Here is a 19190-nt window from a genome sequence, read left to right as displayed (position 1 = left end):
CGCCGCTGGTCCACTGGATCGGCGGCGTTTTAAAAAGAACCTGAAACTGGGGAGAGACAAATGAGTGATCCGGCAGTCAGTATTGACCGGGCCCGCGCCTCCGAACTTGGCCTTACCGCCCGCTTCTTCAAAGCCACCGAACTTGATACCCGGCTTCTGGGTATGATCGGTGCGCTGGTTGTCATCTGGATTGCATTCCAGGTTCTCTCCGGCGGCCAGTTCCTCACACCGCGCAACCTGTGGAATCTTTCCGTGCAGACGTCATCCGTTGCCGTGATGGCGACCGGCATGGTGCTGATCATCGTGACGCGCAATATCGACCTGTCGGTCGGCTCGCTGCTGGGTTTCATCGGCATGATCATGGGTGTCATGCAGACGGAAATGCTGCCGAAACTCATCGGCTTCGAACATCCCGCCACCTGGATCATCACGCTTGGCATTGGCATTGTCGCCGGTGCCGTCATCGGCGGCTTTCAAGGCTTCATCATCGCCTTTCTCGGGGTTCCTGCTTTCATCGTGACGCTCGGCGGCCTGCTCGTCTGGCGCGGCGCCGCCTGGTGGGTCACGTCGGGCCGTACTGTCGCACCGATGGACTCGACCTTCCGCCTGATGGGCGGCGGTCCGGAAGGCTCCATCGGTTCCATGTGGAGCTGGATTCTCGGCATCGCCGCCTGCGTCGCCATCGTGATCATGGTGGCCAACAGCCGCCGCCAGCGTCAGCGTTTCAATTTTCCGCGCCGTCCTGTCTGGGCCGAAGTGTTCATGGCCGCCATCAGTTGCGTCCTGGTGCTCGGGGCCGTCTCGATTGCCAATGCCTATTACTGGCCCATCGGCATCGTGCGCAAATATGCCGATGCCAACAACATCACCATTCCCGACGGCGGCCTGTTCATCTCGCATGGTATCGCCATACCGGTGCTGATTGCGGTGGCAACCGGGATCATCATGACATTCGTGACCACGCGGACCCGTTTCGGCCGCTATGTCTTCGCCATGGGCGGCAATCCCGAAGCTGCCGATCTCGCCGGTATCAACACGCGCTGGGTCACCATGAAGATCTTCATCATCATGGGCATTCTCTGTGCCATCGCCGGTGCGATTTCGACCGCCCGCCTCAACGCGGCAACCAATGCCCAGGGCACGCTGGACGAGCTTCTGACCATTGCCGCCGCCGTGATTGGCGGAACGTCGCTGGCCGGCGGCGTCGGCACCATCGCCGGTGCGATGATCGGCGCGCTGCTCATGCAGTCGCTGAGCTCGGGCATGGTGCTTCTCGGCCTCGATACGCCGCTGCAGAACATTGTTGTCGGTATCGTTCTGGTGATCGCCGTCTGGCTCGACACCATCTATCGCCGCCGTACCGCGTGAGGGAGGAAAGACCATGAGCACTGCACAGACACCTCTCATCGACATGGACAATATCTCGATCGCATTCGGCGGTATCCGTGCGGTCGACGGTGCGTCCGTCAATCTCTATCCGGGCGAAGTGGTGGCCCTGCTCGGCCACAACGGCGCCGGCAAATCGACGCTGATCAAGATCCTGTCCGGTGCCTACAAGCGCGACAGCGGCACGATCAAGGTCAATGGCGAGGAAGCCTCGATCGGCAATCCGCGCGATGCCAAGGCCTACGGCATCGAGACGATCTACCAGACGCTGGCCCTGGCCGACAATGTCGACACGGCCGCCAATCTCTATCTCGGGCGTGAACTGATGACGCCGTGGGGCACGCTCGATGACGTCGCCATGGAGCACAGCGCGCGCGAGGTGATGGGGCGGCTCAATCCGCGCTTCCAGCGCTTCAAGGATCCGGTCAAGGCCCTGTCCGGTGGGCAGCGGCAGTCCGTCGCCATTGCCCGGGCGATCCTGTTCAATGCCCGCATTCTGATCATGGACGAGCCGACAGCCGCGCTCGGACCACAGGAAACCGCGCAGGTGGGCGAGCTGATCATGCAGCTGAAGAGCGAAGGTATCGGCATCTTCCTGATCAGTCATGACATCCACGATGTCTTTCATCTCGCGGACCGGGTGGCCGTCATGAAAAACGGCCAGGTGGTCGGCACCGCCAAGGTGGGGGATGTCACCGAGGACGAGGTGCTCGGCATGATCATCCTCGGCAAATGCCCGCCCGGTGCGATACCCGGACCCGGCGCCGTGAACTGACAGTTTGTTTGCAAGCGTTTTCGCAGCAGCCCCGCCTTGCGGGGCTGTTTGCATTTGGGCGGTTCGACAAATCAATATCGTCATTGAATGCAGTGCAATCATTGCTTAATATGTACTCATTGATGAATGGAGATGCCGATGGCCAGCATGACGATCCGGAATCTGGATGAACAGTTGAAGACGCGGCTGCGTGTTCGGGCCGCACAGCACGGAAAATCCATGGAGGACGAGGCACGCGATATTCTGCGGGCGGCGTTGTCGAAGGAATCAGTTGCGCCAGCCAATCTTGCCGAAGCCATTCACAGCCGCTTCAAGGCATTGGGCGGGGTTGACCTGCCGATGGCACCACGCGAAGCACCGCGCAACCCTGTGGATTTCAACGAATGATCGTCCTCGATACAAACGTCATTTCGGAAATGATGAAACGCGAGCCCGACCCGCGCGTGGCGCAGTGGCTTGCGGAGCAGCCGGTGGTCTCACTGTTCACGACCACGATCACCCAGGCGGAAATTTTGTACGGCCTGTCGCTGCTTTCGGAGGGAAAACGCAAATCCGCGTTGACCGATATGGCCCGGCTGATGTTCAGCGAAGATTTCGCCGGTCGCATCCTGCCATTCGATGGTTCGGCCGCAGCGGCCTACCCTGATATTTTTTCGGAGAGGCGCCGGGCCGGCAAGTCGATCAGCCAGTTCGACGCACAGATCGCCGCCATCGTGCACTCCCGAGGGGCGAGGCTGGCGACACGGAATGTCAAGGATTTTGCCGATTGCGGACTGGAGATTGTCGACCCCTGGCAATGAACGCCGTTGGATGACGTGTCTCTCGAGATAATAAAAAGGCCGCTTGCGCGGCCTTTGTCTGGATCAATCTGGAAGCGCGTTAGATCGCTTCGACCTGCTGAACTTCCGGCACGAAATGCTTCAGGAGGTTCTGGATGCCATGCTTCAACGTTGCTGTAGAAGACGGGCAGCCGGAGCAGGCGCCCTTCATGTGCAGGTAAACCGTTCCGTTCTCGAAACCGCGGAAGGTGATATCGCCGCCATCCTGCGCCACGGCAGGGCGCACGCGGGTCTCCAGCAGTTCCTTGATCGTGTCGACGATCTCGGTGTCGGCCGTATCGAAAAATTCGCCGTCGCCTTCCATCTGGGCTGTGGCTGCGACCGATGTGGCGCTCGCCATGACAGGAGCGCCGGACATGAAGTGTTCCATGATCGCGCCGAGGATGGCCGGCTTCAGGTGCTGCCATTCCGGGCCTTCGGCCTTGGTGACGGTGACGAAATCATAGCCGAAGAACACGCCGGTCACGCCGGGAACGGCAAAAATCTTGGCGGCGAGCAGCGAGGCTTCCGAAGCGGTTGCCGCATCGCGGAAATCCGCCGTGCCTTCCTCAAGCACAACCTTGCCAGGCAGGAATTTCAAGGTCGCCGGGTTGGGCGTTGCTTCGGTCTGGATGAACATGGCGGATATCTCGCGTGTCTAGTTTAGAACGGTTCAAAGGCATATAGGCCTTTCGGCCAGTCTCTTCAAGGCAAGAGTGTATCACGGTTTCAAGATGCAATCATGTGATTGCGTCAATATCCTCGTTCGAGAGATTATAGGGCACGACGGTGACGGGAATCGAGAAGGATTCGCGCCCCGCCAAAGTCTGGACCAGCGGTCCTGGTCCCTCCTTGCCGGAACCTGCCGCCAGAACCAGAATGGCGATATCCTGGTCTTCCTCGATGAGCTTCTGGATCTGTTCGGCGGTAATGCCTTCGCGCACCACAAGCTCGGATTCGATATTGATGGTTTCCCGCACCGAAGCGGCAAACTTGCTCAGCGTCGAATGTGCCCGTTCCTCGGCTTCCGCCCGCATGATCTGTTCGACCCCCAGAAACTGCTGGAAGTCGGCGGAGTCGATGACAAACAGCAGGACCAGCACGCCGTTCGTGGTCTTGGCGCGGCGCGAGGCATAGGCAACCGCCCGCTCGCATTCCGGCGTTTCGTCGATCACCGCCAGGAACTTGCGGCGGTGCCCTGCTTCACGGCTGAGACGTCTTGATACCATCTGTTCAACCTGCCCTGACTGTTGAGCCTAATCCTGAAGGAATCCGACAATATCACGCACATTGCGCATCGTCTTCTCCGCCAATATAGCTGCACGCTCGCCGCCATTTTTCAGCACGGAATCGATATAGGCGGTATCGGCCGAAAGACGGCGCATTTCGCTGGCAATCGGCGCAAGCTTTGCCACCGCCAGATCAGCCAGCGCCGGCTTGAACACGGAGAACTGCTGGCCGCCGAAATCGCGGATGACGCCCGCCTTGTCCGTATCGGTCAGGGCGGCATAGATGCCGACAAGATTGTCGGCTTCCGGGCGATCGTTCAGGCCCTCGATATCCGATGGCAAAGGCTCGGAATCCGTCTTTGCCTTGCGGATCTTCTTCGAAATCGTGTCCTCGTCATCGGTCAGGTTGATGCGCGACAGGTCGGATGGATCGGATTTCGACATTTTCTTCGTGCCGTCGCGCAGGCTCATCACCCGCGCAGCCGGACCGCCGATGACCGGTTCGGTCAGCGGGAAAAAGCTCTGGATCGTTTCATCGCCGGACTGGGTCTCGATGCCGAGGCCGAGTTCCGCAATGCGATCGGAGAAGTCCGTGTTGAATTTCTGGGCGATGTCGCGCGTCAGCTCCAGATGCTGCTTCTGGTCTTCGCCGACCGGCACATGGGTGGCGCGGTAGACAAGGATATCGGCCGCCATCAGGTTGGGGTAGGCGAAGAGGCCGACCGAGGCGTTCTCGCGGTCCTTGCCTGCCTTGTCCTTGAACTGGGTCATGCGGTTCAGCCAGCCCATGCGCGCGATGCAATTGAACACCCAGGCAAGCTCGGCATGCTGGCGCACGCGGCTCTGGTTGAAGACAATATGCTTCTCGGCATCAATGCCGGCGGCGAGGAACGCGGCGGTTACTTCGCGCGTGTTGCGCTGCAGCTCGGCCGGACCGCCCCAGACGGAAACCGCCTGCGTGATGGCGTGCTGGTCGACCACGCAGTAGATGCAATTGTTGTTTTCCTGCAAGGCAACCCAACGCCGCACCGCTCCCAGATAGTTGCCGAGATGCAGATTACCGGTTGGCTGGACACCGGAAAAGACGAGCGGCTCAAACGTGCTCATGAACAGTCCTTGATCGTTCGGGGACCGGGCCGTTCCGGCCCGGTGGCAATGGAGAGGAGGTTTTGGCAGAGCAAGGCGCTCTATTCAAGCCCTATCGGGCCGGCGAAGGCTATTTGAGCGTCAGGAGACGCTCATGCCGCAGGGCCCTCCGGCGGCACAACCGGTGCTTTGGCGCCGCGTTTCACATTGCGGCGGATCATGCTGAAACTGGCGCCGCCGGTTGCGAAGGCCAGGATGAAATAGACAACCATTGACAGCATGATCAGGCCGAAGACCACGGGCGCCTGGATATGCACCGGCGTATGGGAGGCAAGATAGGGCTTGGCCCAATGGATGGCGTAATACAGGGCAACAGCCATGGCCGCCGCCGAAAAGATCAGGCGTGGAATGCGGGTGAGCAGCGGGATGTCGCGGCCCCAATGCCCGCGCCACACCAGCGTTGCGAAGAGGAGAATGGCATTGACCCACCCGGCCGTCACTTCGGCCGTGGCAATACCGGTTTCGGCCATCAGCGGAAACAGCGTCAGCGCCATGCTGACATTGATAACAACGGAAACCGCGGCATAGATCATCGGTGTCTTGGTGTCTTCGCGGGCGAAGAAGCCGGGAATGAAAGCCTTGATCAGCACGAATGCGGGCAGGCCAAGGCCGTAGACCGCGAGAATATTGGACACGCGCCGCGTCGATTCGGCGGTGAATTCACCACGCTCGAGCAGCAGGCGGATGATCGGCTCGGACATGACCAGCAGTGCTGCCGCCGCCGGCAGCGTCAGGAACAGGATGAACTCGACCGACCGGTTCTGCAGACTGCCGGCTTCCCTGTGGTTGCCGGAGCGCAAGGCACGGGCAAGCTCGGGCAGCAGTACCGTTGCAACGGCAATACCCACCACGCCGAGGGGCAGCTGATAGACGCGGTCGGCATTGGCGAGCGACGTCACCGCGCCCTCCTTGCCGGAAGCGATGTTCGTGTTCACCAGAAGGTTGATCTGGGTGATGCCGCCGGTGATGGCCGCGGGCAGGGCCAGCACCAAGAGGCGCCGCACATTCGGCGTGAAGTGCGGCAGCCGGAAGCCGATGGAAATGCCGGCATTGCGCACGGCAAACCAGACGATGGCCAGTTGCACCAGTCCTGCCGCCATGACGCCCCAGGAGAGGCCGTAACCGATCGTGATACCGTCATGCCCCTTGTACCAGGCATAGGCGAGCACGCCGATCAGGATCACGTTGAGGAAAACCGGGGCGACGGCGGCAGCAAAATAGCGGTGCAGCGAGTTCAGCATGCCGCTCATCATCGCCGCCAGCGACATGCAGGCGAGATAGGGGAACATGATGATCGCCATCGACACGGTATTGCCGAACTTGGTCGGATCGTCGAGGAAGCCCGGCGCGATCACCGTGCGCACGATCAGCGGCATCGACAGTTCCATCAGAATGGTCAGCGCCATCAGCACGGTGAACAGGACGCCGAACACCTCCTCGGAGAAGCGCTTTGCCCCATCCATGCCGTTCGCCTCGATCTCCTTGGCAAACAGCGGGACGAAGGCTGCGTTGAACGCGCCCTCGGCAAACAGGCGGCGGAAGGTGTTGGGGAAACGGAAGGCGGCATTGAAGGCATCGGCGACGGGGCCGGTGCCAAGCGCCGCTGCCATCAGCATTTCACGCGTCAGCCCGAAGACACGGCTCATCAGGGTGCCGGAGGCCACCGTCGCGAATTTTTTGACCAGACTCATATCTGTTCCAGATTCCGAATAAACATGGGTGCTGAACCTATTCTGCAGACATCAGGATGTTGTGCCGCTGCGGCTGGGCCGTGGTGATATCGCCTTCGCCGAACAGGGCGAGCAGCTTCTTGCGGATGCGGTTCTGCCGCGCCCCGTTGGTGACCTGGTGGCCGACAAGATCGGTGACGTAGAACACGTCGATGACCTTTTCGCCGAACGTCGTCACATGCGCCGAAGCGATGTCGAGCGACAGATCGGAGATGACACCGGTGATCTCGGAGAGCAGACCCGGACGGTCCAGTCCCTCGACCTCGATGACGGTGAACTTGTTCGATAGCGTGTTGTTGATTTCGACGCGCGGCGTGATGCGGAACGCCTTGACCGCGCGTTTCGGCTTGGTGCGCGATGCCAGCATCTCCGGCAGATAGGATTTGCCGGACAGCACATCCTCGATCAGGCGCCCCACCCGCATGGCGCGGCGGCGTTCGTCGTCATCGGTCGGGAATTCGCGGCTGATCAGGATCGTATCGAGCGCGCGGCCGTCGCTCGTGGTGAAGATCTGCGCATCGACGATATTGGCGCCGGCGGCAGCGCAGGCGCCGGCGATGATCGACAGAAGGCGCGGATGATCGGGCGAAAGAACCGTGATTTCGGTGACGCCCTCGAAGTCATGGGTTTTGACCATGGTCGCAAGGGTCTTTTCCGAACTGTCGGATTCGCGCACGAAATTGGCATGGCGGATCTGGTCGTCGAGGCTGACCGTCAGCAGGTAGTTCTGATAGTGCAGGGCAAGATAGGACTGGCGCTCGAGCTGCGGCCAGGATGACAGGGCATGTTCGAGCTGGGCGCGGGCGTGGTCGGTGCGTTCCTTGCGCGACACTTCCGAGAAACCGCCGGTCAGCATCAGTTCGGTTTCGTAGAACAGGGTGCGCAGCAGCTGGCCCTTCCAGCCGTTCCACACGCCCGGTCCGACCGCCTTGATATCGCACACGGTGAGGATCAGCAGCAGTTTCATCCGGTCGAGCGTCTGGACGATCTCGGCAAAGTCCTCGATGGTCTTGCGGTCATTGAGATCGCGCGACTGGGCGACCATGCTCATGGTCAGGTGCTGCTCGACCAGCCACGACACGGTTTCCGTATCGGACTTGGACAAGCCCAGACGCGGGCAGACGCGCTTGGCGATGCGCGCACCGGCAAGTGAGTGGTCCTCCGGCCGGCCCTTGGCGATATCATGCAGCAAGAGGGCGACGTAGAGGAGTTTGCGGTCCTTTTTCAGGGCTGGCATGATCTGGTTGGCCAGCGGATGCTCATTGCTGAGGTCGCCGTGATCGATCTCGGACAATACGGCGATGCAGCGCAAGAGATGCTCGTCGACCGTGTAGTGATGATACATGTTGAACTGCATCATCGCGACGACCTTGCCGAAATCCGGGATGAACCTGCCCAGCACGCCGGATTCGTTCATGCGCCGCAGGATGAGTTCGGGATTGCGTTCGGAGGTCAGGATTTCAAGAAACAGGCGGTTGGCTTCGGGATTTTCGCGTAAATCCGCCTTGATCAGCGACAGGGAACGGGTCACCAGCTGCATCGCATCGGGGTGGAGTTCGAGCCCATGCTGATCGGCCAGGTGGAACAGGCGGATGAGGTTGACCGGATCCTTCTGGAAAACGCCATCATTGGCGATGGTGATGCGGTGGTTGTCGACGACGAAATCCGATGTTCCCGGCAGTTTCCGCTTGCGGCGCGAGAAGGTCAGGAAAATCCGGTTGAAACCGGGAACATGCTTTGCCTGTTCTTCTTCCAGCGCGGCGCAGATGATGCGCGTCAGGTCGCCCACTTCCTTGGCGACGAGGAAGTAGTGCTTCATGAAGCGCTCGACATCGCGCTGGCCGGGATGTGCCGTATAGCCGAGCCGCTGGGCAATCTCGCTCTGGATATCGAAGGACAGCCGTTCCTCCGCCTTGCCGGTATAGAAATGCATATGGCAGCGCACGGCCCATAAAAGGTCTTCGGCCTTGCGGAAAATATTGTGCTCGGCGCGCGACAACACCCCAAGCTTGACCAGTTCGTCACTGGTCTTGACGTGGTAGTAATATTTGGCGATCCAGAACAGCGTGTGCAGATCGCGCTGGCCGCCCTTGCCTTCCTTGACGTTCGGTTCGACGAGATAGCGGGTCGCACCGGCCTTGCGGTGCCGTTCGTTGCGCTCGGTCAGCTTGGCCTCGATGAAGGCCGGTCCCGTCCCCTTGACGACTTCCGTATCGAAGCGGCGCACCAATGTGGTGAAAAGCTCGTCATTGCCGCAGACGTAGCGGGCTTCGAGAATACTGGTGCGGATGGTCATGTCGGCGAGCGACTGGCGGATGGATTCGTCGACATTGCGCGTGGCGTGGCCGACCTTCAGGCCCATGTCCCAGAGCATGTAGAGGATGTACTCGACCACCTGCTCGCCCCACGGGGTCTGCTTGTAGGGCAGCAGGAACAGAAGGTCGATATCGGAACCGGGCGCCAACCCGCCGCGGCCGTAGCCGCCAACCGCCACCACCGTCATCCGTTCTGCCGTGGATGGATTGATCGAATGATAGACATGGGTGATCGCAAAATCGTAGAGCGCCGAAATGATCTGGTCCATCAGATAGGACAGGCGCACGGAGCAGCGTGTGCCGCCGCCGTCCTTTTTCAACATCTCCTCGGCAGTCTTGCGACCCGAAACGAGTGTCTCTTTCAGGAGCTGCAGCACGTCATTGCGATTGACGGAAGCGGCGCCTTGTTTTTTTGCCGCCTTGACCAGATCTTCAAACTGACGATGAAGTTTGGCCGGACTGACGATCTGTTCCAGTTTCAGGTCTGCGCTCATGAACACGACTTTATGAATGATGGCCGCACGCTATAGCGCGTATTTGCCATAAACGAAATGCTTACCTTTGAAGACACTGTGTCCGCTAGGGGCAAGCGTGCCCCCAATGCGTTCACGATGTCGGGTTTGTGGCGAGGCCTTTCAACCGGTAGAGCGCGTCAAGCGCCTCGCGCGGCGTCATTTCATCGGGATTGACTGCCGAAAGGGCTGCCAGCAGCGCACTGTCCTTGCCTTTGGCAGGCGCTTTCACCTCGCGTTTGACCTCGACCGAGAACAGCGGCAGGTCATCGATCAGCTTGTCAGCCTTACCCGAGGTTTCACCGGCTTCCAGCTGATGCAGAACGTCGCGGGCGCGGTTGACCACGGCTTCCGGCAATCCGGCCAGACGCGCCACCTGCACGCCGTAGGAGCGGTCTGCGGCGCCCTTGGCCACCTCATGCAGGAAGACGACGTCGCCGTCCCATTCCTTCACCCGCATGGTGACGTTGCTCAGGCGCGTCAGCTTTTCCGACAGCGAGGTCATTTCATGGAAATGCGTGGCGAAAATCGCCCGGCACTGGTTCTTCTCATGCAGATATTCCACTGCCGCCCAGGCAATCGACAGGCCGTCGAAGGTCGCGGTGCCACGGCCGATCTCATCGAGAATGACCAGGGAATGGTCGCTGGCCTGATTGAGGATGGCGGCTGTTTCCACCATCTCCACCATGAAGGTCGACCGGCCGCGCGCCAGATCGTCCGATGCGCCGACGCGCGAGAACAGGCGGTCGACAATGCCGATATGCGCCGAACCGGCCGGGACGAACGATCCCATCTGCGCCAATATGGCAATCAATGCGTTCTGGCGCAGGAATGTCGATTTACCGCCCATGTTCGGTCCGGTCAGGAGCCAGATCGCGCCTTTGGCCGCACCCTCGGGCGAGAGATTGCAGTCATTGGCCACGAACGGATTGGCCGCCTGCCGGCGCAGCGACTGTTCCACGACGGGGTGACGTCCGGCAACGATCTCGAAAGCGAGGGTGTCATCGACCAGCGGGCGGCAATAGCCCTGCTCTTCGGCAAGGGCAGCGAGCGATGCCGAGACGTCGAGGGTTGCCAGCGCTGCAGCGCCGGCGCGGATTGCGTCGGCATTGGCAACCGTTTCCCCGGTCAGCACGTCGAAAATGCCCAGTTCGATCGACAACGCCCGTTCGGCGGCATTGGCGATCTTGGTTTCGAGTTCGGCGAGCTCCGTCGTGGTAAACCGCATCGCATTGGCGATGGTCTGACGATGGATGAATTTGCCCTTGGCCTCATCCGTATCGGTCATCACGGATGCATTGTTCGCCGTGACCTCGATGAAATAGCCAAGCACATTGTTGTGCTTGATCTTGAGCGAGCGGATGCCGGTCAGATCCATGTAATCGGCCTGGAGACCAGCAATGATGCGGCGGGAGTGGTCGCGCAAGGCGCGCATCTCATCGAGTTCCGCATTGTATCCGGGCCGCACGAAGCCGCCGTCACGCTTCAGCAGAGGCAGTTCATCGTCGAGCGCCCGGTCAAGGTGAGCGGCATAGTCGTGGGGCAGGCTGCCAAGGCAATCCCGGACGGCGGAGAGTTCAGCGGGAAGCACTTCCCTGCCCAGGAAAGAAGCGATTTGGGCGGCAGCCTCGAGTCCGCGCGCGAGTGCGCCGAGATCGCGCGGACCGCCGCGCCCGACGGCAAGGCGCGACAGGGCGCGGGGCATGTCCGGCACGCCCTTCAATGCTTCGCGGGCCAGATCGGCGAGGGATTGTCCGGCGAGAAAGCAGGAGACGGAATCGAGCCGCTCCGCAATGGCGGCGGGTTTTGTCAGCGGCGAGGTCAGCCGCTCGGCCAACAGCCGGGCGCCGCCGCCGGTAACCGTGCGGTCAATGGATTTGAGCAGGCTGCCGTCGCGATTGCCCGACAAGGTGCGCAGCATTTCCAGATTGGCGCGGGTGGCCGGGTCGATGAAAAGCGTGGAGCCTTCCGATTCCCGCTCGGGCCGCATCAGCGGCGGTCGTTCCGAAATCTGTGTCTTTTCCACATAGGCAATGGCGCCCGATATGGCTGACAGTTCGGCGCGCGAAAAATGCCCGAAGCCGTCGAGCGTGGCCACGTCGAAATAGCGCTGTATGCGGTTTTCCGCCGTGGCGCTGTCGAAAAGGCTTGGCGGCTGCGGGCTGACCGAGCGCCCGATGACATCGAATGTCGGGCGCAGGTCCGGATCGTGAAACACCGGATCGGCAACGATCAGTTCGCGCGGATCGACGCGCAGAATATCGGCAAGCAGCCGCGACGGATCGGTTTCGCTGACCCGGAACGTGCCGGTGGAAATATCGATCCAGGCGAGGGCAAACTGGCCCTGCGCCGCGCCTTTCACCCGGCCCAGCGTCATGAGATAGTTGGCTTCGGAGGGATCGAGCAGCTTTTCCTCTGTGAGCGTGCCGGGGGTGACCAGCCGCACGACATCGCGCTTCACCACGGATTTCGATCCGCGCTTGCGCGCTTCAGCCGGGTCTTCCACCTGTTCGCACACCGCAACCCGGAAGCCGCGCATGATCAGCTTCTGCAGATAGTCGTCCGCCGCGTGCACCGGCACGCCGCACATCGGGATATCTTCGCCCAGATGCTTGCCGCGCTTGGTCAGCGTGATCCCGAGCGCGCGGGACGCGGCTATGGCATCGTCGAAGAACAGCTCGTAGAAATCGCCCATCCGGTAAAACAGCAGGCTGTCCGGATTGGTCGCCTTGATCTCGATATACTGCTCCATCATCGGCGTTGGGCGCGCCGAGCTGTCAGCCTCATAGGATGGTGTTTCCGCAGTGAATGGCATGTCGGCCAAGACGTTCTCCTGATTTTGACCGATTCCGATCAGAAGACCAATCTATGCGCTATCGGGAACTTTACACACCGTGCAGGCGCATCATCGGCGGTTTTCTCCACAGATGATGTTCGTCCTGCATGAGGCGAAAGTGGAATTTCAGTCGAAACGCTTGGCGTTCGAGATGTAATGGCTGACGTAGCGGGTGGAAATGCGGCTGACCGGCAGAATGATCAGTACATCGGTCGTGCCGAAATCATGATCCACCACCGCACCGTCACCGATCATGGCACCAAGGCGCAGATAGCCCTTGATCAATGGCGGCATGGCGAACAGGGCAACCTTCGGATTGACCGCTTCGCTGGGAACGAGGTCCATCGGCTGATACAGCGATGGCAGGGCCTGGACATCCCAGTCCGGCGTTGCACGGCAATTGTGATGCAGGAACGACAGCGGCAGGGCATGCGCCGCCGGCACCGTTCCCTGGAAGGATGCGCAGCCGAACATCACGTCGATGGAGTGATACCGGCAATAGCTCCAGATGCCCTGCCACAGCAGTTCGACCGTGCGCTTCGAGCGGTATTCCGGCAAAACACAGGACCGGCCGAGCTCAAGGAAATGCATCTGCGGCTTGGCAGCAACCAGACTATCGATCGTATATTCGCTAGCCGAGTAAAAACCGCCTGTTTTGTGGGCAACTTCCGAGCGCATCAGCCGGTAGGTGCCGACGATCTGCTTGTGCTTGGGGCCAATGATCGAGGTATCATAAACCAGGAGGTGATCGCATACGGGATCGAAACGGTCTGCGTCGCGTTGTTCCAGGGTCGCCGAGCCCTTGGCACCGAGTTCATCGAAAAATACCTTGAAACGCAGCTGCTGGGCAGAGACGATTTCGGCTTCGGTTTGCGCAAGGCAAACTTCCATCGTCCCAATGCGTCCAAGCACCGCGACAAGGTGTGGCGCCGTAAACGGCGAGGGTGTTGAATCAACCTGCGACATCGTGTGCTGATCTTTAAAGATAGACGCAGGTTCAAGCAAGGCGAAGCTCATAACGATTCGCTCTCATCATGGTTGATCGGCAATCACTAGATGCTTGAATACAACAATTGGATGACGGGCACATGACGCGGGAGACACCGCAGATGCTGGGTTTTCCTCAGTTTCCCCCAGCTTGCCCCTTTGGTGTCTTGCGCTCGCGCAGCCAGACAAAAATTTCTTCAAGCACGACCAGTGCGGCGCCGACGGAAATGTAGGCATCGGCCAGATTGAAGACGGCAAATGACCATGACGGCAGATGGAAAAGAATATAATCAACGACATAGCCAAGCAGGCTGCGGTCGATCAGATTGCCGATGGCACCGCCGATGATCAGCGCAAAGCCGATGCGCGAGATCCGGCGTGCCGGTACGGTGCTCCACCAGAGATAGCTGACAAAGGCGATGACGACGACGGTCAAGCCGATCAGGGCGAGGTCGTGCATGCCGCTGAGCATCGAAAAAGCAATGCCATTATTGTGAACACGAAAAAGCGCCAGAAATGGCAGCAGATCGATCTGCTGCTGGTAATCCATGCCGGTCTCGACGAGATATTTGATGATCTGGTCGCTCGCCACGGCAAGCACCACAATCGCCAGCAGGCCGAAGAAGGATTTGCTTTTCATGGGGGTTATTTATCCTGTTTGCCGCCATCGAGTGTCAACGCCTCGCGGCGGATCTCGAACAGCATGACGCCGGTGGCAATGGCGAGATTGAGCGAATCCGCCCGGCCTTCCTGGGGAATGCGGGCCAGCTTGTCACAGGTTGAGGCCAGCGTGTCGGGGAGGCCCTGCTGCTCATTGCCCATCAGCAGAATGACCGGCTTGCCCTTGTAGGGAATGGTCCGGTAGTCGACAGCGCCCTTGAGGTGCGTGCCGACGATGAGTCCCGAAAATCCCTTTCGCCAGGAAAGGAATTCCGTTTCGTTCGTGCGTACCAGCGGGACGGCAAAGACCGAACCCATGGTGGCGCGCACGGTTTCGAGCGAAAACGGGTCCGTGGTGTCGCCGATCAGGATGATTCCCTTGGCGCCTGCCGCATCGGCTGTCCGGATGATCGTGCCGAGATTGCCCGGATCGCGCACCCGGTCGAGCGCGACGTAAACATCGTTGCCCTGCGGTCGGGTGGCTGACAGGGGCTGCAGCTGCTGCTCGAACACGCCGACGACCATTTGCGGATTGTCGCGCCGGGTGATGGCGGAAATCACCTTCTCGTTGACCTCGAGTACGTCACCGCCCTTGGCAATCGTGCGGGCTGCCACCTGCTCGACAAGGGAATTGCCCTTGCCCGCCTTGGAATAGACAAGCGTCTTGATGACCCAGCCGAGATCGAGCGCGTCGATGACGAGTTTCAGGCCTTCGGCCAGAAACACCCCCTGTTGGTCGCGGAACTTCTTCAGCGCCAGGGATCGCAGATCCTTGACGATGGGGTTGGTCAGGCTGGTGACTTCCTTGACCTTGCCGGGCCGCGCGATGGAGCTGCCGTGCTGGCGGTCGTCATGTCTGGTCATTTGGCACCCCAGCGGCTGAACAGGGACGTGGAAAGGGCGCGCCCGGAAGACCGTTCGCGCAGGATCAGTTCGCCGGACTGCACTTCGCCGCCAAGACCGGTAAAGGCATCGCGCATCAGCTCGTGAATGGCAAAGAACGATGCGCGGATGGAATAGGCGGTCAGCACCACACCGAGCGGATTGGGCGTCAGGATCGACCGGCACAAATCGACCATATCGGGCAGATTGTCGAACAGCTGCCAGACCTCGCCATTCGGGCCGCGGCCATAGGCGGGCGGATCGAGCAGGATGATGTCATAACCGCTGCCGCGCCGCTCTTCGCGGGCGACGAACTTCATCGCATCCTCGCAAATCCAGCGGATGGGCTTGCCGGAAAGTCCGGCCATTTCCTGGTTTTCGCGCGCCCAGACGATTGCCTTCTTCGAGGCGTCGACATGGGTCACTTCCGCGCCCGCACGGGCGGCAACGAGCGAGGCGACGCCGGTATAGCCGAAGAGATTGAGCACTTTCACCGGGCGCTTTGCACCGCGAATGAGGCTGTCCATATGCGACCAGTGCGTTCCCTGTTCGGGAAACACGCCCACATGCCGGAAGGAGGTGAAGCGGCCGAAGAAGGGAATGCCCTCATAGGCAAGCGGCCAGGTTTCGCCGAGCGGCACCTTGGGGAAATGCCAGCGTCCGACGCCTTCCTCATCCGTATTGCCGGTAAAGATCGCGTCGGCCTTGTCCCACTCGGCCTTGTTCCAGGCCGGGAGCCAGATGGCCTGGCCTTCCGGGCGGATAATCCGGTAGGGACCATATTGCTCGAGCTTGAGGCCGTTGCCGCTGTCGAGCAGGGCGTAATCATCGGAGGGCAGCGTTTCGAGGATCAGGCCGGTCTTTTCTGTCGGGCGCGGGCCGGTGTGGCGGGTCAGGACCCGCTTGGGCAGCGGTTCGGAACGGGGCGCTGCCTTGACGCGCGCATCATTGTCCGCCGGGGCAGAGGGTTTGGCAAATTGCGGGCGGGGTTTTGTCGCCTGCTGCCTGTGCGGCGCAGCTTTCGGTCCCGCGCCTTTCGGGCCGGTGCCCTTGGCCTTCCTGATTTTTCCGCCAGACGATTTCAAACCGTTATGCCCTCATATGCCCTTGGCCATCGTTCAATGGTGGTTTCCTATGCCAAGATGAGGAAAGGCGAAAGCAAAAACACTCAGGCAGAGGCTGCAATCGCCTTTTCATAGACCAGAATGCCGGCGGCAAGGTCTTCCAGCGCCGCGCCGACCGACTTGAACAGCGTGATTTCATCGGGCGACTGGCGCCCTTTCACCGTTCCGCGGGTGAGATCGAACAGATCGCCGATCACATGGCTGTCGCCGATGACGCCCGCCTTGATCGGCTGGACGAGGTCACCGCCTTCCGTCAGTGCGCCTTCCCTGGTGTCGACAAACACCCGCGCGCGCTTGACGCACTCATCGTCGCTTTCCCGCATGGCGGGGGTAAAGGCACCGATAAGATCGACATGCGCGCCCCTCTTCAGATGTCTGCCGAGAATGAGCGGTTCGGTCGACAGTGTGCCAGCGGCGATAATATCGGCATCGGCGATGGCTGCATCCTTGTCGGTGACCGCCTTGGCGTTGAACCCGTCAGCGACGAGATCCGCCGCCACTTTGCGCGCATTGTCGATGCTGCGGTTCCAGATGGAAATCTCGCGGATCGGTCTGACAGAGCTGTGCGCGCGGGCAAGAAAGCCTGAGAGCGCGCCGGCGCCAAGGATAACCAGTTTGGATGCATCTTCGCGGGCGAGATAGCGGGCGGCAAGGGCGGAAGCGCCTGCGGTGCGCCATGTGGTCAAACGCTGGCCATCGATCAGGGCCTTGGGTTCCCCGGTCTTGCCATCGAGCAGCAGATAGACGCCCATGACGGCCGGTTTGGCAATGGCCCCATTGTCAGGTGACACCGTGACGATCTTGACGCCCATATAGCCCTTCGACGAATCGCCGAGCGCGTCGAAGTCCGACCAGGCCGGCATCAGCAGAAGCGTCGATGCGGCGCCATCGGGGCGATCAACCGTGTGATGGTGGCGCACGGGCTGGATAACGCCCTGACGGAACGCCGTTGCAATGGCGTTGATCATGTCCGGCCAGTTCAACAGCCCGTCGACGTCAGCCGGAGAGACCAGTTTCATTGCAAATCCTTGAAAATATGCTGCTTAGTGCAGAGAGGGAAGGTTGGGCGTGGACTGCGTGGCCGCCGATTTCCGCGCTTCCATGCGCAGGAGTTCGGTCTCCTGCTTGCGCTGGCGCGCCAGTTTGCGGTGCCGGCCCTGGTTGATCCAGGTGGCGAAACTGCCAAGGATCAGCCCGACGAAGAGAGCGAGAAACAGCCAGACGAAGAGGGGGGCGGCATAGGACAGGCCGGGATTGCCCGGATTGAACGGATCGATCGTAAAGGTCACCAGCCCGCGATTGGCCACCGACAGTGCAATCAGGATCACTGCCAGCGGCACGAGAATGAGGACGACAACGACGCGATTGATCATATCTCTCTCCAGGGTAACAGCACTTCACGTATCATCAGGCTATGAGGCCGCCCCAGCTTGTTGCTGCATTCAGTCGGCGTTCAGCCGGTCGCGCAGCTCTTTGCCGGTCTTGAAGAATGGCACCCATTTTTCCTCGACCTCGACGCTGTCGCCGGTGCGGGGATTGCGGCCGCTGCGGGCGGGGCGGTTTTTCACCGAGAATGCACCGAAGCCACGAAGCTCGACCCGATTCCCTTCCGCAAGAGCGTCGGTGATCTCGTCGAAAATGGCGCCGACGATATTCTCGACATCGCGTTGAAACAGGTGCGGATTGCGGTTGGCAATGATCTGGACGAGCTCTGATTTGATCACGGCATAATCCCCTTCTGGTTCAAGTTCAAATGACACGGCCATTATGACTATGTCACTGATCCTGTAAGCTTAAATATTCTATTGCGCCCCTACGGGCCTGCCGTCAACGTGCCAAACAGAAACGAGCCCGTCAAGGAAGATGCGATCTCCGGTCAAATCGCGCAGCAACCCGGTGCTTTCCTGCGGAATACCGAGATATTGTGCCAGCATTTTCAGCGCGGATTGGGACAGAAACGAGCTGAAAGTCGTCTTTTGTGCGGGTTTCCATTCGATGACGGGCAATTTCTCGTCAACGCCCTTGGTTTTCAGCCAGGCAATCGACTTGTCTTCCCCGCCAAGTTCGTCGATGAGTTTGTTGGCCAGCGCCTGTCTGCCGGTGAAGACCGATCCGTCTGCCAGCGCAAGCGTCTGTTCGCGGGTGAAATTGCGCCGTTCCTGAACGATTCCGACGAACCAGTCATAGGAATCCATGATCATGCGATGGATCATGGCCTTGGCTTCGTCGCTGGCGGGGTTGAAAAAGTTCGGTTCGGCTTTCAGCGGACTGGATTTGATTGTCTCCACCTTGACGCCGACCTTCGTCAGCAGTTCGGAAATATCGGGATACTGGAACAGAACGCCGATCGATCCGACGATGGAGGACTGGCGTGCGACAATATGGTCCGAACCGCTGGCAATCATGTAGCCCGCCGAGGCCGCCAATGTTCCGACCTGCGCAACAACGGGCTTTTTCGCGGCAATCTTGCGCACGGCCTCATAGATGGCTTCGCCGCCCGCCGTGGTGCCGCCCGGTGAATCCACCGAAAGAATGACGCCCTTCACAGCGGTGGAATCGGCGACTTCGCCCAGACGCTTGATGAGTTCGTCATTCTCGAAAATCGTGCCTTCAACACGGATTTTGGCGATATGCGCTGCGGTTTTGCCGGAAAGGCGGTCGGAACCGGAGAGAAATCCGTAAAGCCCGATCAGGGCGAGCGCGACAACCAGAAGGGAAAGCACACGCCAGAATGTCAGCTTGCGCCGGAGACGGCGCCTGTCGATGATTGCGTCAGCTGTGTTTGCCATC

18 protein-coding genes are annotated in these 19190 nt (G+C 60.4%); 4 read left to right on the top strand and 14 right to left on the bottom strand.

Features of this window, described 5'->3' with window-relative positions:
* Window positions 1–60 precede the first annotated feature (60 nt).
* The 4 genes from ACZ25R_RS19900 (at window position 61) to ACZ25R_RS19885 (ending at window position 2961) form a co-directional block, all read left to right on the top strand.
* A complete protein-coding gene (locus ACZ25R_RS19900; RefSeq protein WP_464662283.1) occupies window positions 61–1368 on the top strand; it encodes a sugar ABC transporter permease in 1308 nt (435 codons plus the stop codon).
* A 13-nt stretch (window positions 1369–1381) separates the two neighbouring features.
* Window positions 1382–2161, top strand: a complete 780-nt coding sequence (locus tag ACZ25R_RS19895; RefSeq protein WP_472461981.1) for an ATP-binding cassette domain-containing protein — start codon at window positions 1382–1384, stop codon at window positions 2159–2161.
* Window positions 2162–2299: 138 nt separating this feature from the next.
* A complete protein-coding gene (locus ACZ25R_RS19890) occupies window positions 2300–2548 on the top strand; it encodes a FitA-like ribbon-helix-helix domain-containing protein (protein WP_464662287.1) in 249 nt (82 codons plus the stop codon).
* Window positions 2545–2961 carry a PIN domain-containing protein gene (locus tag ACZ25R_RS19885; RefSeq protein WP_472461980.1) on the top strand — a complete coding sequence of 139 codons (417 nt, stop codon included), beginning with the start codon at window positions 2545–2547 and terminating at the stop codon, window positions 2959–2961. The genes ACZ25R_RS19890 and ACZ25R_RS19885 overlap by 4 nt, the downstream gene beginning before the upstream one ends.
* Before the next feature lie 79 nt (window positions 2962–3040).
* Here ACZ25R_RS19885 and ACZ25R_RS19880 read toward each other — a convergent pair whose 3' ends face one another.
* The 14 genes from ACZ25R_RS19880 to sppA all read right to left on the bottom strand — a co-directional run bounded on the left by ACZ25R_RS19880 (window position 3041) and on the right by sppA (window position 19189).
* On the bottom strand, window positions 3041–3619 hold the full coding sequence (locus tag ACZ25R_RS19880; RefSeq protein WP_472461978.1) for a NifU family protein: 579 nt from the start codon (window positions 3617–3619) through the stop codon (window positions 3041–3043).
* 100 nt (window positions 3620–3719) lie between these two features.
* Entirely contained in the window at window positions 3720–4208 is a 489-nt protein-coding gene (locus ACZ25R_RS19875) for a universal stress protein (RefSeq protein WP_464662290.1), read from the bottom strand.
* Between the two features lie 27 nt (window positions 4209–4235).
* Entirely contained in the window at window positions 4236–5315 is a 1080-nt protein-coding gene (gene trpS / locus ACZ25R_RS19870) for a tryptophan--tRNA ligase (protein WP_223612263.1), read from the bottom strand.
* 131 nt (window positions 5316–5446) lie between these two features.
* Entirely contained in the window at window positions 5447–7045 is a 1599-nt protein-coding gene (murJ, locus tag ACZ25R_RS19865) for a murein biosynthesis integral membrane protein MurJ (RefSeq protein ID WP_464662293.1), read from the bottom strand.
* Window positions 7046–7082: 37 nt separating this feature from the next.
* Window positions 7083–9893: a [protein-PII] uridylyltransferase gene (locus ACZ25R_RS19860; protein WP_472461977.1), complete on the bottom strand. Its 2811-nt coding sequence runs from the start codon at window positions 9891–9893 to the stop codon at window positions 7083–7085.
* Between the two features lie 112 nt (window positions 9894–10005).
* Complete coding sequence (gene mutS, locus ACZ25R_RS19855; RefSeq protein ID WP_472462525.1) at window positions 10006–12726, bottom strand: DNA mismatch repair protein MutS; 2721 nt, start codon at window positions 12724–12726, stop codon at window positions 10006–10008.
* A gap of 147 nt (window positions 12727–12873) precedes the next feature.
* The gene (gene olsB / locus ACZ25R_RS19850) at window positions 12874–13713 is read right to left on the bottom strand and encodes a l-ornithine N(alpha)-acyltransferase (RefSeq protein ID WP_464662297.1); all 840 of its coding nucleotides are present in this window, start codon (window positions 13711–13713) and stop codon (window positions 12874–12876) included.
* Window positions 13714–13870: 157 nt separating this feature from the next.
* Complete coding sequence (gene lspA / locus ACZ25R_RS19845; RefSeq protein WP_472461976.1) at window positions 13871–14374, bottom strand: signal peptidase II; 504 nt, start codon at window positions 14372–14374, stop codon at window positions 13871–13873.
* 5 nt (window positions 14375–14379) lie between these two features.
* Complete coding sequence (locus ACZ25R_RS19840; RefSeq protein ID WP_472461975.1) at window positions 14380–15258, bottom strand: TrmH family RNA methyltransferase; 879 nt, start codon at window positions 15256–15258, stop codon at window positions 14380–14382.
* Window positions 15255–16361 carry an RsmD family RNA methyltransferase gene (locus ACZ25R_RS19835; protein ID WP_472461974.1) on the bottom strand — a complete coding sequence of 369 codons (1107 nt, stop codon included), beginning with the start codon at window positions 16359–16361 and terminating at the stop codon, window positions 15255–15257. Before ACZ25R_RS19835 ends, ACZ25R_RS19840 begins: the two co-directional genes overlap by 4 nt.
* Window positions 16362–16444: 83 nt before the next feature.
* Window positions 16445–17419, bottom strand: a complete 975-nt coding sequence (gene lhpI, locus ACZ25R_RS19830) for a bifunctional Delta(1)-pyrroline-2-carboxylate/Delta(1)-piperideine-2-carboxylate reductase (RefSeq protein WP_472461973.1) — start codon at window positions 17417–17419, stop codon at window positions 16445–16447.
* A 24-nt stretch (window positions 17420–17443) separates the two neighbouring features.
* Complete coding sequence (locus ACZ25R_RS19825) at window positions 17444–17773, bottom strand: LapA family protein (protein WP_105738045.1); 330 nt, start codon at window positions 17771–17773, stop codon at window positions 17444–17446.
* Between the two features lie 69 nt (window positions 17774–17842).
* Entirely contained in the window at window positions 17843–18124 is a 282-nt protein-coding gene (locus tag ACZ25R_RS19820) for an integration host factor subunit beta (protein WP_091878879.1), read from the bottom strand.
* A gap of 78 nt (window positions 18125–18202) precedes the next feature.
* Window positions 18203–19189: a signal peptide peptidase SppA gene (gene sppA, locus ACZ25R_RS19815; protein WP_223612256.1), complete on the bottom strand. Its 987-nt coding sequence runs from the start codon at window positions 19187–19189 to the stop codon at window positions 18203–18205.
* Window position 19190: the final 1 nt, after the last annotated feature.

The organism is Phyllobacterium sp. RCAM01083, assembly GCF_055685835.1.
Note: the sequence above shows the minus strand (reverse complement) of the source record. Positions and strands in the feature narration are given on the sequence as shown.